The organism is Pseudomonas fungipugnans (assembly GCF_029955235.1).
GTDB classification, from domain to species: Bacteria; Pseudomonadota; Gammaproteobacteria; order Pseudomonadales; family Pseudomonadaceae; genus Aquipseudomonas; species Aquipseudomonas fungipugnans.
The window spans coordinates 579,160-601,849 of record NZ_JARBWL010000001.1 but is presented as its reverse complement, the minus strand read 5'-3'; the positions used below and the strand labels follow the sequence as shown (position 1 = coordinate 601,849).

The following is a 22,690-nucleotide window of genomic DNA, read 5'->3' as shown; positions in this document are numbered from 1 at the left end:
ATTCGGCGTTATAGCAGCAGGCGTGATCCTCGGGGCTGCACTAAGGTGGTTGCAACAGCGATTCTTGCTGCTCGACCGGCCTCTTGTCGCCTGTACGCCAGTCCTTAGAATTCGCTCCATCAGTTTTCTCCAACTCGTCAATCCTTCAGGGAACAACACCATGATGAACGCCATGCAGATGCAAATGCCGATGAACGCCAACATGCCAATGATGCCGATGATGGGCATGCCGATGATGATGGCGACCATGACTTGCGAAATGATGGACGACGGCATGATGTGCAAGATGATGCCGGCCGCTGGCATGGACATGGCCATGTTCAAGAACAGCGCTGAAATGATGCAGATGATGATGAACTGCGGCATGCCGATGATGATGCACTGCGCCAACATGAGCATGATGTGCATGTCCCAGGCGAGCATGGCCATGCCGATGATGAACATGATGATGCCAATGCCGATGATGGGCATGCCGATGCCTTCGATGAAGTGCGTGATGGAGTGCACCATGATGGCTGACGGCATGATGTGCAAAATCATGCCGATGGCCGGCATGAACATGGACATGATGAAAAACTGCTGCGCCCTGATGATGAAAATGATGAACGATTGCAGCATGCCGATGATGATGAGCTGCAACGGCATGCCGCTGATGTGCTGCACCTGCTGATCCCTTCACGACAGCCATAAAAAGCCCCCGCAGGCCACTGGCCTCGGGGGCTTTTTGCATTCCCGGCAAACACAAAAAATCCCTCTGAAAAGGAAATCCCCTGTGGGAGCGGTGTTCAGTCCAGGCGTTCGGGGTAGGTGACTACCAGATAAGCCACGGCCTCGCTGTCAGCCGGATTGCGATAGCGGTGCGGCTGGTCGGCGTAGAACAGGATCGAGTCGCCGGTAGAAAGCAGGTAGCGTTCGTCATTGACGCTGATCTCCAGCACGCCCTGCGACACCACCAGATTCTCCTGCACACCGGGGCCATGCCCTTCAGAATGGTCTTCGCCCAAAGGGCTCAGACGCAATTCATAAAATTCCGATTGGCGCGCCACGTCGAACGGAAACAGCGCGCGACTGACAAAGGCGCCGCTGGCACTGACCAGGCGTTTGCTCTGGCTGGCCGACAGCACCGCGACACCTTCAAACGCGCGATGCTCAAGAAACGCGGCCACCGACACCTTCAAACCCTTGGCAATCTTGCACAGCACCTTGATTGACGGCACGCTGCGCCCGGACTCGATCTGCGCCAGCATCGCCCGGCTGACACCGCACTGGCGGGCCAGCGCGTCGAGCGACAGGTGACGTTTGCTGCGCAAGCGTTGCAGGTTCTGTGCGACCCGCTCGCAGATAGGGTCTTGTTCCAGGTGTTCGAGGTTGTTCAAATCCAGCACAGGTTCGTCGGCGCTCGACAGAAAGCGCGTGGGCTGCTGCGTACTCACGCGTGCCGGGTCTCGGCCGCTTTGGCCGCCTGCACCCATTGATAAGCCTGCAAGCCGGCGTTGAGGGCATACATTTCCCACAGGGCCCGCGCCCGTTGCTGAGCCTGTTTGCGTTTGCGGTAGCTGGCGAAGTCGATGAGGTTGTCAGTCGGATTCATGGGGCACTTCACTGTGATCATTGGCGGGAATGACCTGAGACTACGCCGATATTTTTATAACGATAAATACCTGTTTTCTATTTGTTAATTCTTTTTGGTTCTTATTGGTTGCAGGGTCATCGAACGCCGCGACAGGCACCCCAGTCCTTCGAGCGTGGCCTTGACCGCTTGCTCCAGCGGCGTATGCGGTTCGGTGCCCAATACCGCCAGCAGCCCGCTGTTATCCATGCGCAGCGGTTGCTGCCACAAGTAGCGCATCTCCAGCATTTCACGCAGGGTCGGTACAAAGGGTGAAGCCAGTCGTACCAGCCACCAGGCGAAAGGCCGTTGTTTCGCCTGGCCGCCGTCTTGCTCGACGCAGCGCGCGATGGCCGCGGCCATTTGTGTGCCATCGGCGTCCCAATGCCCAGCCATGTGAAAGCTGGAAAAGGGCGGCAAAGACGCACGACGGTCGAGCAGTTGCACGATGGTCTGGGCGGCATCCGGCAGATAGGACCACTGATGGCCTACGCCTGGAACGCCTGGCAGGTTGATGGTTTTTATGGCTTGGCCGGGCTTGATCAGTCCCTGCGCAAACCAGGTGTTACTGGTCTGCTGGCCGAAAAAGTCGCCGGCCCGCAAGACAATGGCCTGTGCGCCCCGTGTGCTCGCGTCGCGCAGTCGTTGTTCGAGTTCGACACGGATCCGGCCTTTGCGTGTCTGCGGATGTTGCGCAGCGTCCTCACGCAACAGGGGAAAGGCATCCGGACCGTAGTTGTAGACCGTCCCCGGCAACACGATGGTGGCGTTTTCAGCCAGTGCGGCCGCAATGGTGTTGTCGATCATGGGCAGTACCCACTCACTCCAGCGGCGATAGCCCGGCGGATTCACCGCATGGACGATGACGCTGCAGCCCTTTGCGGCTTGCATCACGTCATCGCGATTCAGTGCGTCACCGCGAAAATAGACAATGCCTTCACGCACTTCCATGGCGTTCTTGAGCCCGCGCTGCAGGGCCTGGACTTGCCAGCCGTGGTCACGCAACTGGCGCGCGGTTTCGCCACCGAAGCCGCCCGTTGCGCCCAGTACCAGTACCTTGTTGTCTGTTGTGGCCATGTCTGTTCTCCCGATGATTGATCGCACGGCCATTGTGTTGTCGCTCGGGAAGGAAAGAAATTGCCGAATAGGCCGCATTAGCTATACATTTATGTATGACTAAATCTATTGGTTGGGAACTGTATCGAAGCTTTCTGGCGGTGCTGAATCATGGCTCGCTGTCGGCTGCCGCCCGTGCACTGGGCATCACGCAACCGACGGTGGGCCGTCACGTGGCGGAGCTTGAAACGTCCTTCAAACAAACATTGTTCACTCGTTCGCGGACCGGCTTGTTGCCCACCGAGGCCGCGCTGTCACTGCGCGGTTATGCCGAGGCCATGCACAGCAACGCCGCCGCCCTGGAACGGGCGGTCGGGGGCGAAGGCCTGGGGATACACGGCACGGTGCGGGTGTCCGCCAGCGAAGTCATCGCCGTCGAGGTGCTGCCGCCGGCCTTGGCCAGACTGCGACAGCAGCACCCGCAGCTGACGATTGAAGTGGTGGCCACCAACCGGATGCTGGATCTGCTGCAACGGGAGGCCGACATTGCGGTGCGCATGACCGCGCCCAAACAGGAGCAACTGATCGCTCGCAGCGTCGGGCAAGTGGAGCTGGGGCTTTATGCCCATGTCGATTACCTGAGTCAGCACGGCACGCCGCAAACCCAAGCGGATCTGGCGCAGCACACGCTGATCGGTTTTGATACGGAAACGCCTTTTTTGCGTGAGGCGAGCAAACGGGTACCGGGTTGGGGCCGCGCCGGTTTTGCCTTGCGCTCCGACAGCGACCTGGCGCAGTTCGCGATGATCCGCGCGGGCGCCGGTCTCGGTTTTTTCCAGTGTGCACTGGCAAGCCGGGTGCCCGGATTGGTGCGGGTCTTGCCCGAGCAGCTCTCCTATCAGCTCGACACCTGGATCACGATGCATGAAGACCTGCGTGGCACCGAGCGTTGCAAAGTCACCTTCGACGCACTGGTGCAGTGCCTGCTCGCGCATACCAACTGAACGCTCTGCGCGCCGTGTTCAGCGTCCTTCATGCTGCTTGCGATAAGCCCCCGGCTGCACGCCCACGGCCTTGGCAAAGGCGCGGGTGAACGCGGCGATCGATTGATAACCCACTGCCGCACAGACTTGCTCCACGGTGTGGTTGCTCTTGAGCAGTTGGCAGGCATGGCGGATGCGCAAGGCCAGCAGCACCTGGCCCGGCGATTGTCCCGCCAGCTCGTTGAAGCGTTTGAAAAACGCCGAGCGCGACAGGCCGGTGCAGGCCGCCATGCTTTCCAGTGACCACGGCTGTTGCGGTTGTTCGATCAACTGATCCAGCAGCGGGGCGAACTGCGGGTGTCGCGCCAGGGCCACCAGGCCGCCGAGGTTCTGGTTGTCGGCCACTTGCTGGCGCAGCACGTAGAGAAACAGCAAATGGCTGAGCCGTTCGAGCAGGGCTGAAGAGGGCTGCGGCAGGCGTTCGCATTCGTCGAGGATCAGCTCGAACAGTGCCCGAGCGGCGCTGAGGGACGGGTCGCCCGCGCGCAGGATGATCCAGTCCGGCAAACCCTCGATGATCAGTGACGACAACCCGGACTTGAAGTGGAAAAACCCGCAAACCAGGCCGACGCCATCCTGTGCCTGACGGTCCAGCGCGGTCATGGCCATGCGCGGCAAACGTTGAGCGGCGTCAGCTTGTTGCGCGCTGGACAGCCGATAATCCAGGTCGCGCAGCAGGAACACGGCATCGCCGGCATTCAGCCGTTGCGCCTGCTTTTCGCCGTCGATGTGCAGCCAGCAATGGCCTTGCACCACCAAATGAAAACTGGCCCGCGCCAGTCCATGGGTGCTGGCGTGCCAGCCGCCGCAGTAGCGCCCGACATGAAACAGGCTGGCCTGCAGTTCCAGGCTTTCTAATAACCAATCAACCAAGGGGCTGGACGAAATCATCTAAGGGAAACACTCAGGAGCAAGTAATCGCTACTTTAGAATATGGATCGGAATTCTTATAACCAACAGACTGGCCGGACACCTTAACTGCTGGAGTCCACTCCATGTCCCGCGTCACTTTACACACCCTGCAAAGCGCACCTGAAGCCGCCAGACCGTTCCTGGAAAACGCGCAGAAAAACTCCGGCTTTATCCCGAATTTGCTGGCAGTGCTGGCCAACGCCCCGGCGGCGCTGGAAACATACGTTACGGTATCGGCGCTCAATGGCAAAGCCGAACTGAGCCTGGCCGAACGCGAAGTGGTGCAGCTGATTGCCGCCACCACCCATGGCTGTGACTTCTGCGTGGCCGGCCACACAGCGGTGGCGCTGAACAAGGCGAAATTGCCGGATGAAGTGGTCAGTGCCCTGCGTGAGCAAGGCACCTTGCCCGAGGAAAAACTCGAAACCCTGGCTGCCTTCACCCGCGAAGTGATCGCCACGCGCGGCAAGGTCAGCGAACAGACGTTCAACGCCTTCAAGGCGGCGGGCTACAGCGAAGGCAATGCGCTGGAAGTGATTCTCGGCGTGAGCCTGGCGACCTTGTGCAACTTTGCCAACGTCTTCGCCCAAACGCCGCTCAATCCTGAATTGGCTCGGTATCGCTGGCAGTCAGGTTTATGATTCACGCGCGTCGGCGGTTGGCCGATGCGTCATTCAAGGAGAAAATGACATGCTCGATCCGGCATTGAGTCAATGGCTGGAAGCCCGTGCCCAGGCGCTGGACCTGGGAGATTGCGACCCGCAGCTGGTGTTGTCGCAGCTGGCGAAAGCCAATGTACTGCGCGTCGGCATCAGCCCTGAACTCGGCGGCAGCGGCGGTAATCTGGCCGACGCCGTGGAAGTGCTGGCCGAGGTCGCCAGCCATTCATTGGCTGCCGCTTTTGTGTTCTGGGGCCAGCGTGCCTTTATCGAGTACCTGCTGCACAGCCCGAACACGGTGCTGCGCGACGGTCTGCTGCCGGCATTGCTGAGCGGCGAACTGGCCGGCGCGACCGGCCTGTCCAACGCAATGAAATTTCTCTCGGGGATCGAAGCGCTGCAAGTGCGTGGCCGGACCTCGGACACGGGCTGGTCATTGACCGGGCGTCTGCACTGGGTGACCAACCTGCGCAAAAGCGGCTTTGTAGTGGCGGCGGCCATTGACGATGAAGCCGGCGGCCCACCCTTTGTGCTGGCCATTCCGGGTGCGCTGGCCGGGCTGCAACGCTCGGCGGATCTACAGCTGATGGGCTTGCAGTCGAGTAACACGGCGGCCCTTGCGCTGGAACAGGTCGAGGTTGATCGGGACTGGTTGCTGCACGAAGACGCCCGGGCTTTTCTGCCTGCCGTGCGCCCGGCGTTTCTGGGGCTGCAATGCGGCATGGCCATTGGTCTGGCACGCCGTGCGTTGCAGGAAGTTGAGGCGCATTTGCAGGATGATCGCTCGATCCTGCTGGAGCCCTTGCAGGACTGTCGTCAGCAGTTGGCGCAGACCGTCAGCGAGCTCAAGGCCGGCTTGCTCGACGGGCGTTTTCTGACGCGCCCTGCGGCGTTGTTTCGCCTGCGTATCGCCTTGGCTGAATCGGCTGCCAGCGCGGTGCAGCTGGAGCTGCAGGCCAGCGGCGGCAAAGCCTATCTGAGTGAACATGGCAGCGGGTTTGCCCGGCGCTGGCGTGAATCGGCGTTCGTGCCGATCATCACGCCAAGCCTGGTGCAATTGCGCGCCGAACTGCAACGTCAGGCACGGGAAGCGACGGCATGAGCGAACCGCTGTTGCACGCCAGCGGCATCAGCCTTGGTTATGCGCGAGAGCAGGGCTGGCAAACGGTGCTGGAGCATTTCGACCTGCAACTGCGGCCAGGGGAGGTGGTGTCGATCCTCGGCCCCAGCGGCGTCGGCAAGTCCAGCCTGTTGCGGGTGCTGGCCGGTTTGCAGACGGCGCATCGCGGCAGCGTCAGCCTGCTCGGCGAGCCGTTGACCGGCCCGCACCCACGGGTGGCAGTGGCGTTTCAGGACCCCAGCCTGCTGCCGTGGCTGAGCCTGGAAAAAAACGTCGCCTTCGGCCTCGACTTTGCCCGCCAACCTGACCTGAGCCCGGCACAACGCAAGGCGCGTATTGACCACGCCATCACCGCTGTCGGCCTGCAACACGCCCGGCAATACAGCCCGGCGCAGTTGTCCGGCGGCATGGCCCAGCGCACGGCGATTGCCCGTTGCCTGGCGCGCCAGCCGCAAGTGTTGCTGCTGGACGAACCCTTTGGCGCGCTGGACGAAGTGACCCGCGCCGACATGCAGCAACTGCTGCTGCGGGTCATCGCCGAGCACAACACCGCCGCGGTGTTGATCACCCACGACATCGACGAAGCCCTGCTGCTTTCCGAGCGGATTCTGCTACTGGGCAACAGCCCGGCGCGCACGCTCGGTGAGTGGCGCATCGACCTGCCTCAGCCGCGCGCCGAGCTGGTCGATGAGCTGGGTGCGCTGCGCATCGAGATTCTCAAAACCCTTCGGCGGGCGAGCCGCAATCCCCTTAACCCACTGTTGCCCGTATCGTCGGAGATAGACCATGTGCCTGGACGACTTCACTCACACACGTCGTGATTTTCTCAAACTCAGCGCCTTGCTGACCGCTGCCGGCGCCTTGCCGTTGCTCAACAGTTTGCAGGCGCGCGCCGCGTCAGAACCCGACGCACCGGTGCGCATTGGCTACCTGCCGATCACCGACGCCACGCCGTTGCTGGTGGCGCACAACAATGGCCTGTTCGAGGCCGAAGGCATTCAGGCCGAACGCCCGGTGCTGTTGCGCAGTTGGGCGCAGGTGATCGAGGCGTTCATTTCCGGCCAGGTCAACGTGATTCACCTGCTGTCGCCGATGACGGTCTGGGCGCGCTATGGCAGCAAGGTCCCGGCCAAGGTCGTGGCCTGGAATCATGTCGGCGGCTCGGGCCTGACCGTGGCGCCGGGCATTACCGAGATCAAGCAACTGGGCGGGCAATCGGTGGCGATTCCGTTCTGGTATTCGATTCATAACGTGGTGGTGCAGCAGCTGTTCCGCGACAACGGACTGGTGCCGGTGAGCAAGTCGGCCAGCAGCGCGTTGGCGCCGAACGAGGTCAATCTGCTGGTGTTGCCACCCTCGGACATGCCGCCGGCGCTGGCGACCAAACGTATCGCCGGCTACATCGTCGCCGAGCCCTTCAATGCCCTGGCCGAAGAGCTCAAGGTTGGCCGGGTGCAGCGCTTTACCGGGGACATCTGGCGCAATCACGCCTGCTGCGTGGTGTTCATGCATGAACAGGACCTGAACAACCGTCCCGAGTGGTCGCAGAAAGTGGTCAACGCCATCGTCAAGGCCCAGCTGTGGACCCGCGACAACCGCGCCGAAGCCGCCAAGCTACTGTCCAAGGACGGCAATAACCGCTACACGCCACACGCCCAGCCAGTGCTGGACCGGGTGCTGGCGCCGGCCGCCACCGACCGCGAGCAATACCTGGCCAGCGGCGCGATCCAGCACAGTCACTGGGACGAGCATCGCATCGACTTCCAGCCGTACCCATTTCCCAGCTACACCGAAGAACTGGTCCGGCGTCTCAAGGACACGCTGATCGAGGGCGACAAGGGCTTTCTCGCCAGCCTCGATCCGCAGCACACCGCACGCGATCTGGTGGACGACCGCTTTGTGCGTAACGCGATCGCGGCTGTGGGTGGCATGAAAGCTTTCGGCCTGCCGGACAGCTTCGAACGCAGCGAGGAGTTCAGCCTTTGACGAGCAAGCAAACCTCATCGCTGCCGTCATGGGGCCTGGGCGTGGCGGGGCTGTTGTGCCTGCTGTTGCTGTGGTGGCTGGGGGTGCATCTGTTTGGCGCAACGGACGGGTTGGCGGCGCGCTTTTCTCCGGAGGCGACGCTGGTCAGCCTGGTGGAGTTGCTGGGGCGCGCCGAGCTGTATGAGCACGTTTTCGTCAGCCTCAAACGGATTCTGGTCAGCCTGTTTCTGGCGTTGTTGATCGGCGTGCCGCTAGGGCTGCTGATCGGCAGCTACCGTCATCTGGAGGCGGCCACCACACCGGCGTTTCAGTTCCTGCGCATGATCTCGCCGCTGTCGTGGATGCCGGTGGTGGTGATGCTGATGGGCGTGGGGGATCAGCCGATCTACTTTCTGCTGACCTTCGCCGCCGTCTGGCCGATCCTGCTCAATACGGCGGCTGGCGTGCGGCAACTCGATCCACGCTGGCTGCAATTGAGCCGCAGCCTCAGTGCCACTCGCTGGGAGACACTGTGCAAAGTGATTTTGCCCGGCGTACTCGGTCACGTGCTGACGGGTGTGCGGCTGTCTATCGGCATTCTCTGGATCGTCCTGGTGCCGTGCGAAATGCTCGGCGTCAGCGCGGGCTTGGGCTACTTCATCCTCGACACCCGGGATCGCCTGGCGTACTCGGAATTGATGGCCATGGTGCTGTTGATCGGTGTGCTTGGATTTGCGCTGGACGCTCTGGCTCGCGGGTTGCACCGGCGCTGGGCGGCGGCCTGAGCGGACAGGAAAAATAGCCGGCAAGAACCCACAGGCAATGAATCGTGATGGTGAAATGAAATGTTATTGTATAACATGAATTTTCTTTCATCTTGTCGACGACCCATCGACCGTCACTTTTCTACCTGTGGATTCTTGAAATGCCTTCCCGATCTTCCCACCCCCAAACCCTGCAACGCCGCCTGACACCATTGGCCACTGCGCTACTGATGGCTGCGCCGGTTTTCGCCGCCGAGCCGCTGGAATTGCAACCGCAAATCATCACTGCCAACCCCTTGGGCAGCCAGACCCTGGCCGCGCCCACCACTGTGTTGAGCGGCGATGACCTGACCCTGCAACAGAAGGGCAGCCTGGGGGAAACCCTGAACAAGCAGCCGGGCGTGTCGTCGTCCTACTTCGGACCGGGCGCCAGCCGCCCGATCATTCGCGGGCTCGATGGCGACCGCATCCGTATTCTGCGCAACGGCGTCGGCGCACTCGATGCGTCGTCGCTGTCCTACGATCACGCGGTGCCGCTGGACCCGGTCAATGTCGAACGGATTGAAATCGTGCGCGGCCCGGCTGCCCTGTTGTACGGCGGCAACGCCATCGGCGGGGTGGTCAACACCTTCGACAGCCGCATTCCGACCGAGGCCATCGACGGCATTCAGGGCGCGGGCGAATTGCGTTACGGCGGTGCCGACACCACCCGCAGCAGCGCCGGTAAACTCGAAGCCGGTAACGGCGCATTTGCCTTGCACATCGATGCCAGCGCCCGTGAATTCAATGATCTGAAAATCCCCGGTTATGCCAAGACCCGCCGCGAACGGGCAGCAGACGACGGCGATTCCAGCAAGCACCGTCTGGCCAACAGCGATGGTCGTCAGGACGGCGGGGCGGTCGGCGGTTCCTACACCTGGGATGACGGCTATGCCGGGTTGTCGTACAGCAATTACGACTCCAACTACGGCTCGCCCGCCGAAGATGACGTGCGCATTCGCATGCAGCAGGAGCACTATGCGTTCGCTTCCGAAATGCGCAACCTCGACGGGCCGTTCAGCTCGGTCAAAGTCGATGCTGGCTACACCGATTACCAGCACCGCGAAATCGAGGGCGGCGAGGTCGGCACGACCTTCAAGAACAAGGGCTATGAGGCACGAGTCGAGGCGCGTCATCAGCCGTTGGGGCCGTTCAACGGGGCGATCGGCGCGCAGGTCAGTCGCAGCGAATTCTCGGCATTGGGCGAAGAGGCATTCGTGCCGACGACCGATACCACTGCCGGCGCGCTGTTCATTCTCGAAGAGCTGCAAGCCACCGATCGACTGTTGTTGAGCCTCGGCGGACGCCTGGAGCACACCACGGTCGACCCGGACGCCAAAGGCAACGAGCGCTTTGCCAATGCCGACCGCTCCAGCAGCTTCACTGCTGGCAGCTTGTCGTCCGGCGCCGTCTACACCCTGACGCCGATCTGGTCGGTGGCCGCGACCCTGGGCTACACCGAACGCGCGCCGACCTTCTATGAGTTGTATGCCAACGGTGCGCACGTCGCTACTGGCACTTATGAGTTGGGCGATGCCAACCTCTCGAAAGAAAAAGCGGTGTCCAGCGACCTGGCGTTGCGTTTCGACAATGGCACGCACAAGGGCAGCGTCGGTGTGTTCTACAGTCATTTTTCCAACTACATCGGCTTGCTCGGCACCGGTCGAACGCTTGACGACGAAGGCGAGGCAGACGCCAACGGCAATCCCGAATACCGCTACTCGGGTGTGCGTGCGCGCTTCAGCGGCATCGAGGCGCAGGACCACTGGAAACTCGGCGAAAGCGCCTACGGCAAGTTTGCCCTGGAGCTGTCGGGCGACTACACCCGTGCGAAAAACCGCGATACCGGCGAAGCCTTGCCACGCATCGCGCCGTTGCGACTCAACAGCGGTCTGCTGTGGGAACTGGACCGCTGGCAGGCGCGGATCGATGTCGAGCATGCCACCTCGCAGCATCGCGTTCCGGCCAACGAGAGCAGCACGCGTGGCTACACCACGCTGGGGGCGAATATCGGTTACCACTTCGATGTCGGTCACAGTAAATGGCTGGCGTTCGTCGATGCCGACAACCTGACCAACCAGACCGTGCGCTACGCCAGTTCGATCCTGCGCGATATCGCACCGGCGCAGGGGCGCAGTATTCAGGTGGGGTTGCGCACTACGTTCTAATGGTTTGATTGCCTCAGGCGCTCACCAGCGTCGAGCTCTTTGGCGTGACGTTGGCTGTGCTTTTATATTCATTTAAGGAATAACTAAATCGTTATTTATTCCTTTTGTTGTTTCCTCGGAAGGTGCATTTTGAAGCCCTGCACAGCAGTGCGCATTTGCCCCACCCACAGACAGGAAGCCACACCCATGACCATCAAAGCGATCAACGTCCGCAACCAGTTCAAAGGCGTCATCAAGGAAATCCTGGAGGGCGAAGTGGTGTCCGAAATCGATGTGCAGACCGCTTCCGGCATTGTCACTTCGGTGATCACCACCCGTTCCGTGCGCGACCTCGAATTGAAGATTGGCAGCGAAGTGATTGCCTTCGTCAAATCCACCGAGGTGTCGATCGCCAAGCTTTGACTGGGCAGTTTGAATCAGCAGATCGGCGGCTTCGGCCCAATGCCGGTCAGTCAAGGATGGACATTACCTGTGGCGAGGGAGCTTGCTCCCGCTGGACTGCGTAGCAGGCCCCCGCATTTGGGTGAGGAGGGGGCCGCTTCGCGCCCTATCGGGAGCAAGCTCCCCCGCCACAGGTTTATTGTTCGTTCTTACTGATCGAGATTGGGCTGCGGCCGCTTTTTTTTGCGCGTGACACCGATGTGAGGTGCAAGACGGCATCTATGGGGGGGCGATTGAGTACGGATTCAATGCCCCTGATTATTCCTGATCAATTCATAAGCCCGACGCACCAGCGGATTGACGGTATTGGGCCGGATCCATAGGTAATACGTCACGTTCGGCAAGCGCGGCAAGCCGTCGTTCTCACCCAACACGCGCATGTCCGGGCCGAGCATTTCCATACTGCGCGCCGTTACGCCCAGACCTGCGCGTGTCGCGGCTTTTATGCCGATCAGGTTTGACGCCAGGTACGCCTGGCGCCAGGCAATATTGGCGCGCTCCAGGGCTTCCAGCGCATAGCGACGATAGATGCTCGGTTCGTCCACCAGAATCAGCGGCAAGGGCTCGCCGGGGTTGTGCTGGTACTGCGCCGAACAGATCCACCAGACCGGCGAGGTGCGCAGGGCGAAGCCTTCGAGATTCGGGTCCTGGCGGGTGGAAATCACCATGTCGACCTTGCCCCGGTGCAGATCCTCCATCAGGAACGGACTGCGCCCGACATCGATTTCCAGGCGCAGGCGTGGTGCCGAACGGGCGATGTGGCTGAGGATCGGCGGCAGGATGGTGTCGGCGATGTCATGGGGTGAGCCGATGCGCAGCACGCCACTCAAATGACTTTCACGCAGAGAACTCAGCGCATCGTCATTGAGCGACAGCATCTGCCGCGCATGGCGTAGCAGTTGCTGACCGGCTTCGGTGAGTTGTTTTTGCCGGCCACGCTTTTCAAACAGGCTCACCCCGACCTGCTGTTCCAGGCGCTGCATGTGCTGGGTGACCGACGATTGGGTGCGGGCCAGTTGCGCGCCGGCCTCGGCAAAACTGTGGTGATCGACCACGGCAATGAAGGTGCGCAGCAATTCGAGATCAAGGGTCGACATGGCCATTTCCGGGGCGGTTTTTACATCAAGGGTTCGAACATAAACATTACAGAGTTTTATGTGTTTGTTTGTGGTTTTTTCGGTGGATGGCAGCGATGCCAAGCAATCAAAGGGTAGAAAGCGTTTTGACCTGAAAGCAGATACGCAGAGTTATAACGATATTAGATATTTGTATTTCCGTAACCCGTCCCCTGTACCCAGGATGCCCACACGTCAGGTCGGGGACCCGATCGTCCATGAGGGGAAATCCATGTTGCATGAGCGCTCGACCGTTAAACCATTATTACCTGTGATACTGGGTGCCCTGATTTCGCTTTCCGGCATCAGCGGCGCTCGGGCCGATGCGACCCTGGACAAGATCCAGCAGCGCCATCTGGTCACGGTCGGCGTGCTGCTGTCCGGCGGCCCGTTTGGCGGGATTGACCCGGCCACCCAGAAGCCGCGTGGCCTGAACGTCGACCTGGCGCAAGAGCTGGGCCGGCAACTGGGGGCCGAGGTGCAACTGGTGCCGGTATTGCCCGCCAACCGCGTGCAGTTCCTGCAACAGGGCAAAGTCGACCTGCTGATTGCCAACATGGAATGGACCACCGAGCGCGGGGAAATTCTCGGCTTTGTACCGACGCCGTTCTACCGCGTCGGCGGCACGGCAGCGGTGCTCAAGGACAGCAAGATCACTCGCTGGGAAGACCTGAAGAATCAGCCGGTCTGCACCTCCCAGGGCAGCAGCTACGTCAAGCCGCTCACCGAACTGGGTGTCGAGCTCAAAGCCTTCAAGAGTTCGTCCGAATCGTTGCTGGCGCTGCGCGGCAACAACTGCGTGGCGGCGGTGCATGACGCCACGCTGATCAATCCGCTGATCGCCGACAGCGCCGAATGGAAGGACTACCGCACCCTCAGCCCGGAACTCAACCCGGCGCCGTCGGTGATCTGGACCCGGCGCGGCGAAAGCGACACGCAGGCACGGCTCGACCCGATCATCAAGGAACTGCACCGCAGCGGCTGGCTGATCGCGGCGCAGACCCGCAACCACATCACACCCGCGTCCCCGGCGCTGGTGGAACTGCAAAAACAATTCCAGGGCAACGGCGCATGAGGCGATCTTTCTGCACCAAAGACCTGACCGCGCCATGCCTGGCGGGCCTGGCCGTGATGGGCGCCAGTCTCGCCCGCGCCGACGCCACGCTGGACAAGATCGAACAGCGCCACGCGATCAGCGTCGGGGTGATGCTCAGTGGGCCACCGTTCGGCACCCTCGACCCGAAAATCGGTGAACACCTGGGCTACAACGTCGAGCTGGCCAAAGGTGTGGCCAAGGCACTGGGTGTCGAAGCGAGGACCGTATCGCCCATGCCTGCGGGCAATTGCGGAGAGAACCATGACTCACTGGCTTGAATTGTTCGTGCACTGGACCGCCGGGTTCGGCCTGAACTACGGATTTCTGCTGGATGCCTATCAACGCGGCACGCTCGTGCAGGGCGCATTGACCACGGTGTGCCTGTGTCTGTTCACCATCATCGGCAGCCTGCTGGCCGGTGTCGGTTTGGCGGCGATGCTGACGTCGAGCGATCCCTGGCTGGCGAAGCCGGCGCGGGTGTTCGTCGAAGTCACCCGCAACACGCCGACCCTGGTGCAGCTGTATTGCGCGTTCCTGGTGTTGAACATGTTGCTGACCCAGGCCGTCGGCGCGGCCAATCCGCTGACGCCATTCGCCTGGGTAGTGATCGTGATTTCCCTGCACAAGGGCGCGTTTCATGCCGAGGCATTGCGCGCCGGTATCGAGGCGGTGCCGACGGTGACGCTGGAAGCCGCCAGCTCGCTGGCCTTCAGCCGCCGCCAGTTACTGTGGAATGTGCAACTGCCGCTGGCGCTGCGTTTTGCCTTGCCGTCGCTGATCAACAACCTGATTGACCTGGTGAAAATGACCGCCGTGGCCTCGGCAATTGCCGTGGGCGACATCACCTACGCGGCGATCATGATCTGGACCCAGAGCGACAACGTGCTGGAGCTGATGATTCTGATCCTGACGTTTTTCGGCCTGTTGAGTTTCACCGTCAATGGCGTGGGGCGCCTGCTCGAATCGCGCCTGAGGATGCCTGGCTATGGCCATTGAATCGACCGTCTGTGGCCCGCAGACCAGGCCGCGTCGGCACCTCGGCAAGCTGTTGCTGTTGGCCGTTGCGCTGTTGTGGCCGCTGTATTGGGTGCCGCACAGCCCGGTGCTCAAGGCCTTGCTGCAATGGTCCCCCGCACTGATCGCCGGCTTTGGCCAGAACATCCTGATCAGCGTGGTGGCCATCGGCATCGGCTCGTTGTTGGGTCTGTTGGTGGGGGCGTTGGCCCTGTCGCCGCTGCGTCTGTTGCGTCTGCCCGCGCGTATCTGGGTGCAGATTTTCCGCAATGCGCCGTGGCTGGTGCTGATCTATTTCACCACCTATGTATTCCCGTTCGAGATCCATGTCGCCGGCACCTACGTGTCGTTTCCGGACTGGGTCAAGGTCACGCTCGGGCTCGCGTTACCGGCCAGCGCCAACGTTGCGGAGATTTTCCGTGGCGCCATTGCCTCGATCCCCGGCACCCAGTGGGAAGCGGCGCGTTCGCTGGCGTTCACCCGTGGGCAGATTTTCCGCTCGATCATCCTGCCGCAGTGCTTCAAGCGCATGTTGCCGCCGTGGATGAACCTCTATGCGGTGGTCACCATGGGCACGGCGCTGGCCTCGCTGGTGGGCGTGCATGACGTGATCGACACCGCGCAGATCGCCAGCAATACCGTGAACCTGACCGGTTTTACCGTGCTGATCTACCTGAGCCTGCTGGTGCTGTTCTTTGCTTATTGCTACCCGATTTCCCGACTGACCCAGCGCCTGGAGCGACGTTATGCCTTCTATTGAAACTGTCGCCGAGCCCCTGGTCAGCCTGCGCGACCTGCACCTGTCGTTTGGCAGCAACCCGGTGCTCAAGGGCATCGATCTGGATGTTCATCGCGGCCAGGCGGTGTCGATCATCGGCCCGTCCGGCTCCGGCAAATCGACCATCCTGCGTTGCATCACCGGCCTGTTGCAGCCCCAGCGCGGCACGATCCGCGTGGGTGCCACCGAGGTCCAGGCGCTGACGAAGGAAGCCCAGCGCATCGAATTGCGCAAGCGTGTGGGGTTTGTGTTCCAGCAGTACAACCTGTTCCCGCACTTGTCGGTGCTGGAAAACCTGGTGATCGCCCCGCGCAAGGTGCTGGGCCGCAGCCGTCTCGACGCCGAGAAAGACGCCAGGGCGTTGCTGGCCAAGGTGCGCATGGAGCACAAGGCCGACGCCTATCCGGGGCAGTTGTCCGGCGGCCAGCAGCAACGGGTGGCGATTGCCCGGGCATTGGCGATGCGCCCGGAACTGATTCTGTTCGATGAAGTGACCTCGGCCCTGGACCCGGAAACCGTCGGCGAAGTGCTGACGGTGATTCGTGAACTGACGGAGGAGGGCATGACCTGCGTGCTGGTGACCCACGAGATGCGTTTCGCCGAAGAAATCAGCGACATCGTCTACTTCACCGAAAACGGCGTGATCGTCGAACACGGCAGCGCCGCCCACATCTTCCAGCACCCGGCCAGCGAGCGCACCCAGACGTTTTTGCGTCACGCCCTGGGCGATCCGGGGCGCCGTCCCGTGGTCGCCAACGATCCTTATCTGCTGACCAATCTTGGTCGCTACAACCTGTCCGTCTGATACTGAGGAGCCTGTCCATGAGTACCGTTAACCGTGCCGATGTCATTGAGGATTTCCTGAAGAACATCCGCGTCATCAATCAACGTGGCGTCGACCGCGCCGCGCTGGTGGAAATCGTTGCCCTGCTGGAAACCCTGGCCGAGCGCCGTGATCTGTTCAATTTCGAGGCGTTCCCGGCGCCGGTGCCGGGGCAGGGCAGCACTGCGTTTCGCTATCGCCTCAATGACGATGGCGACACTCCGACGCTGTACCTCAATTCGTTATTGCCGGGCAAAAGCACCATCCCCCACAACCACGAAACCTGGGCAATCATCAGCGCGGTTGAAGGCCAGGAAATCAACTACGTCTACGCCCGTGATGACGAAGGTCGCGAGCCGGGATTCACCACGTTGAAGCTGGAAAAAGAAGTGGTGGTGCAGCCCGGTACGTCGATCTCGTTTCTCGGCGAAGACCTGCACGGCATTCGCGTCGAGGGCGAACACGCGACCCTGCATTTCCATCTGTATGGCTTGCCCCTGGAGTCGCTCAATGGGCGTTACGGTGTTGAAGCCGACGGACGCATCCTCAACTACAACGCCTCGCAAATGGCGCCGTCGATCAAGGCCTACGCATGATCGACCTGTATTACTGGCCGACTGGCAACGGGCTGAAGATCGGCATCTTGCTCGAAGAACTCGGGCCTGAGTACCTCTCTCTGGCGCTTCAATAATTCCATTTTCCGAGCGGGACTCTCATGAGCCAGACCGTAACTCCAGGGCAATTGCAGCAATGGTTGTTCGACGGGCAGGAAATTGCCCTGTTTGATGTGCGCGAACATGGCCAGTACGGCGAAGCCCATCTGTTTTTCGGGGTCAACCTGCCGTATAGCCGCCTGGAACTGGAGGTGCGGCGCCTGGCGCCCAATCCTCAGGTGCGGCTGGTGATCTACGACCAGGATGGCGGCATTGTCGCAGCCCGTAGTGCGCAGCGTTTGCAGGCGCTGGGGTATGGCCGTGTGCATATTCTGGCCGGTGGCGCCGATGGCTGGCAGGCTGCGGGTTATCAGCTGTTTGCCGGTGTGCATGTGCCGTCCAAGGCCTTTGGCGAGTTGGTGGAGGAAGCCAGTCACACGCCGCATGTCACCGCCAGCCAACTGGCCGAATGGCAGGCCCGGGGCGAACCGCTGGTGGTGCTCGACGGTCGGCCGTTCGAGGAGTATCGCAAGATGACCATCCCCGGTTCGGTGTGCTGCCCGAACGGTGAACTGGGCTATCGGATTCACGACCTGGTGCCGGATGAAAAAACGCCGGTCGTGGTCAATTGCGCCGGGCGCACACGCAGCATCATTGGCGCTCAAACACTGATCAATCTGGGATTGAAAAACCCGGTCTATGCGTTGGAAAACGGTACTCAGGGCTGGTATCTGCAAGATCTTCAGCTGGAGCATGGCAGCACTCGACGCTATGCCGACGAAGTGTCGGCGAAGACGTTGCCGGCACAGCGCCAGGCAGCCACTGAACTGGCGCAACGGGCGGGGGTGAAAATCATCGAGGCCACGCAGGTTGAACAGTGGGCCAGCGATGCCGGTCGCAGTCTGTTCCTGTGTGACGTGCGCACCGCCGAGGAGTTTGCCGCGGGCAGTCTGCCGTGCGCGCAACACACACCCGGCGGGCAGTTGATTCAGTCCACTGATCTGTACATCGGCGTACGTCAGGCGCGGCTGGTGCTGATCGACAGCGACGGCATACGGGCACCGATTGTGGCCAGTTGGCTGCGGCAGTTGGGGCAAGACGCCTATGTGCTGAAGGACGGCCTGGACAGCGGTCTGGCATTGTCGGTGGAGGAGGCCGGCACCCCTGAAGTGCTGCCGCCAATCAATGCTCAGGCGTTGGCCGATGCGTTGAAGGATGATGCTGTGGTGTTGATTGATCTGCGGCCGAGCATGAGTTATCGCAAAGGCCATATCACAGGGTCGCGCTGGTCGATCCGTTCGCTGCTGGCAGCCGAAGTGGCCGGTGAGCGGCGGCCATTGGTATTGCTGGCCGATGATCCGGCGTTGGCCGCTTTTGCGGCGCTGGAGTTGCCTGACATTCAACGTCAGCAGGTCCGGCTGCTGGAAGGCGGACTCGATGCCTGGCGCGCAGCCGGTTTTACGCTGCAAGAGGATGTCCATACACCCGCCGATCATCAGTGCATCGATTTTCTGTTCTTTACCCACGACCGTCACTCCGGCAACAAGGACGCGGCGCGCCAGTACCTGGCCTGGGAAATCGGCTTGCTGGCGCAGATGAGCGACGAGGAAATTGCCAGCCTCAAACCCCTGCGTTCGCCAACGCCACAGGACCGGGTGCGTACCCGGCTGGTGCATTCGGCACGTACCGCGAAGGGGGTTGGTGGCCGGTCGGTCAACGTGCCGGTGACTCGCCTGAGCACCGTGCTGTTCGACAATCTGGCGCAAATGCGCGACGCCCGTGCCCGGCGTGACAGCGAGCGCGTCCTCAGCTACGGTGCCCGTGGCAATCCGACCGCATTTGCCCTGGAAGACCTGGTCACGGAGCTGGAAGGTGGCTATCGCACCCGGCTGTTCGGCACTGGGCTGGCGGCCATCGCGCAGACCTTTCTGGCTTACCTGCGACCCGGTGATCATGTGCTCATCAGCGATGCGGTCTACACCCCGGTGCGGCGTCTGGCCCGTGAGCTGCTTGAGCCGTTCGGTATTCAGGTCAGCTACTTCGCCCCGGACGGCAGCGGCTTGCAAGCACAACTGCAAGCCAATACCAGGATGGTCTACACCGAAGTGCCGGGGTCGCTGCTGTACGAACTCTGCGACCTGCCGGCCATCGCGGCGCTGTGCAAACCCCGAGGCATATTGTTGGCCGTCGATAACACCTGGGGCTCGGGCTATCTGTACAGACCGCTGGCGCTGGGTGCCGACATCTCGATCATGGCGCTGACCAAATACCTGAGCGGTCATAGCGATGTGGTCATGGGCAGCGTGTGTGCCCGCGAGGACGCCTGGCCACAGTTGGCGATCATGAGCGACGCCCTCGGCAACACCGTCAGCCCCGACGACGCCTGGCTGATATTGCGCGGTGCTCGTACCCTGGCGCCGAGGATGGAGGTGCATGAACGCCAGGCACTGGACGTCGCGCACTGGTTGCAGGGGCAGCCACAGGTCAGACAGGTCTTTCATCCGGCCTTGCCGAGCCATCCGGGGCACGCCCTGTGGCAGCGCGATTTCAAGGGCAGCAACGGTTTACTGTCCTTTGAGTTACGTGACGCGGACGCTGCGAACGTCGAGCATTTTGTCGACGCACTGCAGGTGTTTGGCCTGGGGGCTTCGTGGGGCGGGTATGAAAGCCTGGTCACGGTGGCTGAACTCGGCAATCGGCATAGCGCCGCTGACCGTTCACTGAACCCTGTACTGCGCCTGCATGTGGGGCTGGAGGATGTCGAGGCGTTGATCGAGGATTTGCAGCGAGGGTTCGCTGCGCTGGGTTGACGTGATCGAAGGCTGAATTCGTCGCGCGTTATCAAGCGGCACCGTCGACTTCAGCCCGCCGATCCCCAAAGGCGACGACTTTTCGCCGGACGCATTACGTCTTCGTGGCACCCGATAGGGTTTAACAGCGACACTTACGCCGGCAGAATTTTTTTTTTGAAATCAAGGGGTTGCCAGCCTCGGGAAATCAGTACATAATTCACGCCATCGAAAGCACAGACGGCTGAAAAAGCCTAATGTTTTCAACGAGATAGAGAGCGAAGTAGATTTCGTTCGAAGCTCAGAGTTTACACGTTTGGTGTTGTGCTACTGACATCCGACGTTTGAGGCCGAGTAGCAAAATGGTTATGCAGCGGATTGCAAATCCGCCTACGCCGGTTCGATTCCGACCTCGGCCTCCACTTTAAACGAGCTCCGTAGATCCTTGATCTACGGAGCTTTTTTATTTTCGCAGCCGTGAAAGATTTAGTCTTGAAAAGGGCGTTTGCGACCTTGCTTCACCGGGATGGGATGTATATATTTCCACCTCTGCTGCACAAGCGTCATAGCTGCCCACGCACGCTACAGACGGCTTGACCGCGCTACCGCCCGAATGGCGAAACTGGTAGACGCATGGGACTTAAAATCCCCCGCTCGTAAGGGCGTGCCGGTTCGATTCCGGCTTCGGGCACCATACAAAACAAGGGCTTGCACGAGATATCTCATGCAGGCCCTTATGCTTTGCGCTCCGCAAATCTAAAGGCCACTCCGCAACTCACTTTGTCGGAGTGACTTTTTTGCCTATCCGTTTGCGGATGTAGTTTTCCGTCATCACCACCGTTGTATGCCCAAGTTGATTCTTGGCCTGCATGATGTCGCCGCTGGATTCTGCCTTGTCGGTACCAGCCTTGGCACGAAGATCGCGCATTTGGAAATCTGAGTTTTCCACCCCTGCGGCCTCCCGCGCTGCGTCAAACCTCCTCGCAACATGCTGCAGGTCATCGGCTGGCCGTTGTCCAACATAATGAGTCTGGTCGTTCTGATTTTGTGCCCGGCTTTCCTGGTAAGGATGCGATCAATCACGATCTTCAGCTCGCCAACAAGCTCAATTCTCTTTTTTGCCCGTGTTTTACCCTGTTGAACGGCAAGCCTATCGTCGCGGATATCTTTTTCATCCATTTTCAATGGTGTCGGCGATGCGTTGTCCGGTGAGATAGAACAGATCAAGTGCATCCTTCTGTGGCTGGTCTGCGTGCTTATAGACTGCGGCAAGCATCTCACCTGTACGGCCGGCCCAGCGAGATCATCGTGTTCGGCGGACCATGGGTGGACCGTGCACGCCTGATTCTTCGACACAACAACGCTCAGTGATACAGTCACCCCTTTAAGGACGAGGAAGAAGCATGCGGATTTTGATAGGGACTGTGGCAGTGATGCTGTTGGCGGGGTGCTCCGTAAAACCCATTTCGGCAGAGAACGCCAGTCCTGTTTCAGCCGATCGACAATACGCTTTTACCGATAAAAACGATGTGACGTTGTTGGTCACCCGCGATCAAGGGTGGTACCAGAGCGGTCACACAATTGATTTTCTGATTGATGGGACGCTGGCGGCCAAGGTACGTATGGGGGAGGTCGCTCGATTCGGTCTGAAAGCAGGAAGCCATATCATTGCTGTTTCTGCGGGCGGTTTGCTTGTGGAACGCGAGCTCAATGCAAAAAGTGGCGAAACGATCAGGCGACGTATCCCTGACGGAGTCACACTAGACGTTACCCCCACTACATTTTGAACAAGGAAGCGAACTGCAATGAGGATGTTATCCATTGTTGTTACGGCGCTATTGCTTGCAGGATGCTCAACCGATCCCGTTCCTTCGGCGCTGGCTGTTGAGGCTCCTGTAGCTCAAAGGATTAAGTTCCAGAGCAAGCCCGAAGGCGAATTTGCAACGCTGCAGGTGATCCGAGATACGGGCCACACGGGCAGCATGTGCTCGATGGCGATTTTTATTGATGGGCAAAAGGCAGCGCTGTTGGATCCAGGACAAAAGGTGTTTTTCTATCTTCCTCCGGGCGCACTAATCATTGGGGCGGGATACTCAGGAGCCGGGCTTTGTGGAATGGGTGATCCGCGCATAGAGCGCGATGCATCCGCATTACGAAACTCGACAAAAACGTACCGAGTAAGTACTGGAGGTGATGGAAGGATTGATGTCTCCCCGACGCTGCAGTGAATCAGGTTTCACCAAACCTCAACGAGGGAACGACATGAAATTATTCGTAGGGGCATTGTCCTGCTGAGATTTCCGACTTCCTGGCATGAAAAAGCCCAGTCTAGTGCTGGGCTTTTCATTTCTACAGCCACGCTATCACGCCTCCATGACGTGAGCATGTGCCGCGCCGATGTTGACTAAAACTGTAGGAATTGTCGCGACATTTGGCGGTTGCGCCCTCTGGAGCACTATCTGATTTCGTATGGGCGGGGCTATGTACAGTCTCGCCGTCGCTATTTAAGTACGAACCGTGCTCAATCAGCTGAGATTCTGCGAGGTTAATGTTCTACGAGTTGTACGCGGCCTTCGCGCGCAAATCGCGCGTTTGAAATTCCACGCAAGGTGCGTTCGGCGGACGCTCGCACTACAAAAGCCGTTG

23 protein-coding genes, 2 tRNA genes and 4 pseudogenes are annotated in these 22,690 nt (G+C 60.5%); 22 read left to right on the top strand and 7 right to left on the bottom strand.

The annotated features are described in order from the left end of the window. Positions 1 to 160 precede the first annotated feature (160 nt). Positions 161 to 670 (top strand): hypothetical protein, encoded by a 510-nt coding sequence (locus tag POF45_RS02795; protein ID WP_259502826.1) that lies wholly within the window; start codon positions 161 to 163, stop codon positions 668 to 670. A 115-nt stretch (positions 671 to 785) separates the two neighbouring features. On the opposite strand, the gene POF45_RS02790 is transcribed toward POF45_RS02795, so the two are convergent. From POF45_RS02790 to POF45_RS02780, 3 genes are all read right to left on the bottom strand, one after another. Beyond that, positions 786 to 1,472: a helix-turn-helix domain-containing protein gene (locus POF45_RS02790; protein WP_431978584.1), complete on the bottom strand. Its 687-nt coding sequence runs from the start codon at positions 1,470 to 1,472 to the stop codon at positions 786 to 788. After that, complete coding sequence (locus POF45_RS02785; RefSeq protein ID WP_259502828.1) at positions 1,430 to 1,591, bottom strand: hypothetical protein; 162 nt, start codon at positions 1,589 to 1,591, stop codon at positions 1,430 to 1,432. The genes POF45_RS02790 and POF45_RS02785 overlap by 43 nt, the downstream gene beginning before the upstream one ends. A gap of 84 nt (positions 1,592 to 1,675) precedes the next feature. Beyond that, a complete protein-coding gene (locus POF45_RS02780) occupies positions 1,676 to 2,686 on the bottom strand; it encodes an NAD-dependent epimerase/dehydratase family protein (protein ID WP_259502829.1) in 1,011 nt (336 codons plus the stop codon). 95 nt (positions 2,687 to 2,781) lie between these two features. Between POF45_RS02780 and POF45_RS02775 the strand changes: the two genes are divergently transcribed. Then, positions 2,782 to 3,669, top strand: coding sequence for a LysR family transcriptional regulator (locus POF45_RS02775; RefSeq protein WP_259502830.1), 888 nt, complete (start codon positions 2,782 to 2,784; stop codon positions 3,667 to 3,669). Between the two features lie 18 nt (positions 3,670 to 3,687). Here the strand turns inward: POF45_RS02775 and POF45_RS02770 are convergent, their stop codons facing one another. Further along, positions 3,688 to 4,599, bottom strand: a complete 912-nt coding sequence (locus tag POF45_RS02770; RefSeq protein ID WP_259502831.1) for an AraC family transcriptional regulator — start codon at positions 4,597 to 4,599, stop codon at positions 3,688 to 3,690. 104 nt (positions 4,600 to 4,703) lie between these two features. Here POF45_RS02770 and POF45_RS02765 point away from each other — a divergent pair, with 104 nt between their 5' ends. The 7 genes from POF45_RS02765 to POF45_RS02735 all read left to right on the top strand — a co-directional run bounded on the left by POF45_RS02765 (position 4,704) and on the right by POF45_RS02735 (position 11,737). Further along, positions 4,704 to 5,261: a carboxymuconolactone decarboxylase family protein gene (locus POF45_RS02765; protein ID WP_259502833.1), complete on the top strand. Its 558-nt coding sequence runs from the start codon at positions 4,704 to 4,706 to the stop codon at positions 5,259 to 5,261. 49 nt (positions 5,262 to 5,310) lie between these two features. Beyond that, the gene (locus tag POF45_RS02760) at positions 5,311 to 6,381 is read left to right on the top strand and encodes an acyl-CoA dehydrogenase family protein (protein WP_259502834.1); all 1,071 of its coding nucleotides are present in this window, start codon (positions 5,311 to 5,313) and stop codon (positions 6,379 to 6,381) included. Then, positions 6,378 to 7,220, top strand: a complete 843-nt coding sequence (locus POF45_RS02755) for an ABC transporter ATP-binding protein (RefSeq protein ID WP_259502835.1) — start codon at positions 6,378 to 6,380, stop codon at positions 7,218 to 7,220. Before POF45_RS02760 ends, POF45_RS02755 begins: the two co-directional genes overlap by 4 nt. Continuing rightward, entirely contained in the window at positions 7,186 to 8,385 is a 1,200-nt protein-coding gene (locus POF45_RS02750; protein WP_282314982.1) for an ABC transporter substrate-binding protein, read from the top strand. Before POF45_RS02755 ends, POF45_RS02750 begins: the two co-directional genes overlap by 35 nt. Positions 8,386 to 8,405: 20 nt before the next feature. Next, positions 8,406 to 9,149 carry an ABC transporter permease gene (locus POF45_RS02745; protein ID WP_259503170.1) on the top strand — a complete coding sequence of 248 codons (744 nt, stop codon included), beginning with the start codon at positions 8,406 to 8,408 and terminating at the stop codon, positions 9,147 to 9,149. Positions 9,150 to 9,289: 140 nt separating this feature from the next. Beyond that, positions 9,290 to 11,335: a TonB-dependent receptor gene (locus POF45_RS02740; protein ID WP_282314981.1), complete on the top strand. Its 2,046-nt coding sequence runs from the start codon at positions 9,290 to 9,292 to the stop codon at positions 11,333 to 11,335. A gap of 186 nt (positions 11,336 to 11,521) precedes the next feature. Next, the gene (locus POF45_RS02735) at positions 11,522 to 11,737 is read left to right on the top strand and encodes a TOBE domain-containing protein (RefSeq protein WP_034150404.1); all 216 of its coding nucleotides are present in this window, start codon (positions 11,522 to 11,524) and stop codon (positions 11,735 to 11,737) included. A 284-nt stretch (positions 11,738 to 12,021) separates the two neighbouring features. Here POF45_RS02735 and POF45_RS02730 read toward each other — a convergent pair whose 3' ends face one another. After that, a complete protein-coding gene (locus POF45_RS02730) occupies positions 12,022 to 12,873 on the bottom strand; it encodes a LysR substrate-binding domain-containing protein (RefSeq protein WP_282314978.1) in 852 nt (283 codons plus the stop codon). A 250-nt stretch (positions 12,874 to 13,123) separates the two neighbouring features. Here POF45_RS02730 and POF45_RS02725 point away from each other — a divergent pair, with 250 nt between their 5' ends. The 10 genes and pseudogenes from POF45_RS02725 (at position 13,124) to POF45_RS02685 (ending at position 20,738) form a co-directional block, all read left to right on the top strand. After that, a complete protein-coding gene (locus POF45_RS02725; RefSeq protein ID WP_282314977.1) occupies positions 13,124 to 13,966 on the top strand; it encodes a transporter substrate-binding domain-containing protein in 843 nt (280 codons plus the stop codon). After that, positions 13,963 to 14,217 (top strand): annotated as a pseudogene (locus POF45_RS02720) (transporter substrate-binding domain-containing protein); the annotation flags it as partial. The gene POF45_RS02725 and the pseudogene POF45_RS02720, both read left to right, overlap by 4 nt. 31 nt (positions 14,218 to 14,248) lie before the next feature. Next, entirely contained in the window at positions 14,249 to 14,983 is a 735-nt protein-coding gene (locus tag POF45_RS02715; protein ID WP_259502841.1) for an amino acid ABC transporter permease, read from the top strand. Further along, positions 14,973 to 15,761, top strand: a complete 789-nt coding sequence (locus POF45_RS02710) for an amino acid ABC transporter permease (protein ID WP_282314976.1) — start codon at positions 14,973 to 14,975, stop codon at positions 15,759 to 15,761. The genes POF45_RS02715 and POF45_RS02710 overlap by 11 nt, the downstream gene beginning before the upstream one ends. Then, positions 15,748 to 16,584 carry an amino acid ABC transporter ATP-binding protein gene (locus tag POF45_RS02705; RefSeq protein ID WP_282314975.1) on the top strand — a complete coding sequence of 279 codons (837 nt, stop codon included), beginning with the start codon at positions 15,748 to 15,750 and terminating at the stop codon, positions 16,582 to 16,584. The genes POF45_RS02710 and POF45_RS02705 overlap by 14 nt, the downstream gene beginning before the upstream one ends. A 17-nt stretch (positions 16,585 to 16,601) precedes the next feature. After that, the gene (locus POF45_RS02700; RefSeq protein WP_282314974.1) at positions 16,602 to 17,198 is read left to right on the top strand and encodes a cysteine dioxygenase family protein; all 597 of its coding nucleotides are present in this window, start codon (positions 16,602 to 16,604) and stop codon (positions 17,196 to 17,198) included. Further along, positions 17,195 to 17,272: pseudogene (locus tag POF45_RS29745) on the top strand (thiol:disulfide oxidoreductase); the annotation flags it as partial. The gene POF45_RS02700 and the pseudogene POF45_RS29745, both read left to right, overlap by 4 nt. Positions 17,273 to 17,317: 45 nt before the next feature. Continuing rightward, the gene (metC, locus tag POF45_RS02695; protein WP_282314973.1) at positions 17,318 to 20,065 is read left to right on the top strand and encodes a cystathionine beta-lyase; all 2,748 of its coding nucleotides are present in this window, start codon (positions 17,318 to 17,320) and stop codon (positions 20,063 to 20,065) included. Positions 20,066 to 20,392: 327 nt separating this feature from the next. Then, positions 20,393 to 20,466 (top strand) — tRNA-Cys (locus tag POF45_RS02690). A 185-nt stretch (positions 20,467 to 20,651) separates the two neighbouring features. Next, a tRNA-Leu gene (locus POF45_RS02685) sits at positions 20,652 to 20,738 on the top strand. An 81-nt stretch (positions 20,739 to 20,819) separates the two neighbouring features. Here POF45_RS02685 and POF45_RS02680 read toward each other — a convergent pair. Then, a pseudogene (locus POF45_RS02680) lies at positions 20,820 to 21,323 on the bottom strand (tyrosine-type recombinase/integrase); the annotation flags it as partial. Here POF45_RS02680 and POF45_RS02675 point away from each other — a divergent pair. The 3 genes and pseudogenes from POF45_RS02675 to POF45_RS02665 all read left to right on the top strand — a co-directional run. Then, positions 21,323 to 21,415 (top strand): annotated as a pseudogene (locus POF45_RS02675) (phage tail protein); the annotation flags it as partial. The pseudogenes POF45_RS02680 and POF45_RS02675 overlap by 1 nt on opposite strands. Positions 21,416 to 21,447: 32 nt before the next feature. After that, positions 21,448 to 21,831: a hypothetical protein gene (locus POF45_RS02670; protein ID WP_282314972.1), complete on the top strand. Its 384-nt coding sequence runs from the start codon at positions 21,448 to 21,450 to the stop codon at positions 21,829 to 21,831. An 18-nt stretch (positions 21,832 to 21,849) separates the two neighbouring features. Then, positions 21,850 to 22,272, top strand: coding sequence for a hypothetical protein (locus POF45_RS02665; RefSeq protein WP_282314971.1), 423 nt, complete (start codon positions 21,850 to 21,852; stop codon positions 22,270 to 22,272). A 121-nt stretch (positions 22,273 to 22,393) separates the two neighbouring features. On the opposite strand, the gene POF45_RS02660 is transcribed toward POF45_RS02665, so the two are convergent. Further along, positions 22,394 to 22,570, bottom strand: a complete 177-nt coding sequence (locus POF45_RS02660) for a DUF3761 domain-containing protein (protein WP_489739882.1) — start codon at positions 22,568 to 22,570, stop codon at positions 22,394 to 22,396. Positions 22,571 to 22,690 lie beyond the last annotated feature (120 nt).

What these genes read in the sequence shown, in the direction of transcription:
- POF45_RS02795 (WP_259502826.1), top strand. Translation starts at nt 161, where the DNA reads ATGATGAACGCCATGCAGATGCAAATGCCGATGAACGCCAACATGCCA.
- POF45_RS02790 (WP_431978584.1), bottom strand. Translation starts at nt 1,472, where the DNA reads ATGGGTGCAGGCGGCCAAAGCGGCCGAGACCCGGCACGCGTGAGTACG.
- POF45_RS02785 (WP_259502828.1), bottom strand. Translation starts at nt 1,591, where the DNA reads ATGAATCCGACTGACAACCTCATCGACTTCGCCAGCTACCGCAAACGC.
- POF45_RS02780 (WP_259502829.1), bottom strand. Translation starts at nt 2,686, where the DNA reads ATGGCCACAACAGACAACAAGGTACTGGTACTGGGCGCAACGGGCGGC.
- POF45_RS02775 (WP_259502830.1), top strand. Translation starts at nt 2,782, where the DNA reads ATGACTAAATCTATTGGTTGGGAACTGTATCGAAGCTTTCTGGCGGTG.
- POF45_RS02770 (WP_259502831.1), bottom strand. Translation starts at nt 4,599, where the DNA reads ATGATTTCGTCCAGCCCCTTGGTTGATTGGTTATTAGAAAGCCTGGAA.
- POF45_RS02765 (WP_259502833.1), top strand. Translation starts at nt 4,704, where the DNA reads ATGTCCCGCGTCACTTTACACACCCTGCAAAGCGCACCTGAAGCCGCC.
- POF45_RS02760 (WP_259502834.1), top strand. Translation starts at nt 5,311, where the DNA reads ATGCTCGATCCGGCATTGAGTCAATGGCTGGAAGCCCGTGCCCAGGCG.
- POF45_RS02755 (WP_259502835.1), top strand. Translation starts at nt 6,378, where the DNA reads ATGAGCGAACCGCTGTTGCACGCCAGCGGCATCAGCCTTGGTTATGCG.
- POF45_RS02750 (WP_282314982.1), top strand. Translation starts at nt 7,186, where the DNA reads ATGTGCCTGGACGACTTCACTCACACACGTCGTGATTTTCTCAAACTC.
- POF45_RS02740 (WP_282314981.1), top strand. Translation starts at nt 9,290, where the DNA reads ATGCCTTCCCGATCTTCCCACCCCCAAACCCTGCAACGCCGCCTGACA.
- POF45_RS02735 (WP_034150404.1), top strand. Translation starts at nt 11,522, where the DNA reads ATGACCATCAAAGCGATCAACGTCCGCAACCAGTTCAAAGGCGTCATC.
- POF45_RS02730 (WP_282314978.1), bottom strand. Translation starts at nt 12,873, where the DNA reads ATGTCGACCCTTGATCTCGAATTGCTGCGCACCTTCATTGCCGTGGTC.
- POF45_RS02725 (WP_282314977.1), top strand. Translation starts at nt 13,124, where the DNA reads ATGTTGCATGAGCGCTCGACCGTTAAACCATTATTACCTGTGATACTG.
- POF45_RS02715 (WP_259502841.1), top strand. Translation starts at nt 14,249, where the DNA reads ATGACTCACTGGCTTGAATTGTTCGTGCACTGGACCGCCGGGTTCGGC.
- POF45_RS02710 (WP_282314976.1), top strand. Translation starts at nt 14,973, where the DNA reads ATGGCCATTGAATCGACCGTCTGTGGCCCGCAGACCAGGCCGCGTCGG.
- POF45_RS02705 (WP_282314975.1), top strand. Translation starts at nt 15,748, where the DNA reads ATGCCTTCTATTGAAACTGTCGCCGAGCCCCTGGTCAGCCTGCGCGAC.
- POF45_RS02700 (WP_282314974.1), top strand. Translation starts at nt 16,602, where the DNA reads ATGAGTACCGTTAACCGTGCCGATGTCATTGAGGATTTCCTGAAGAAC.
- metC (WP_282314973.1), top strand. Translation starts at nt 17,318, where the DNA reads ATGAGCCAGACCGTAACTCCAGGGCAATTGCAGCAATGGTTGTTCGAC.
- POF45_RS02670 (WP_282314972.1), top strand. Translation starts at nt 21,448, where the DNA reads ATGCGGATTTTGATAGGGACTGTGGCAGTGATGCTGTTGGCGGGGTGC.
- POF45_RS02665 (WP_282314971.1), top strand. Translation starts at nt 21,850, where the DNA reads ATGAGGATGTTATCCATTGTTGTTACGGCGCTATTGCTTGCAGGATGC.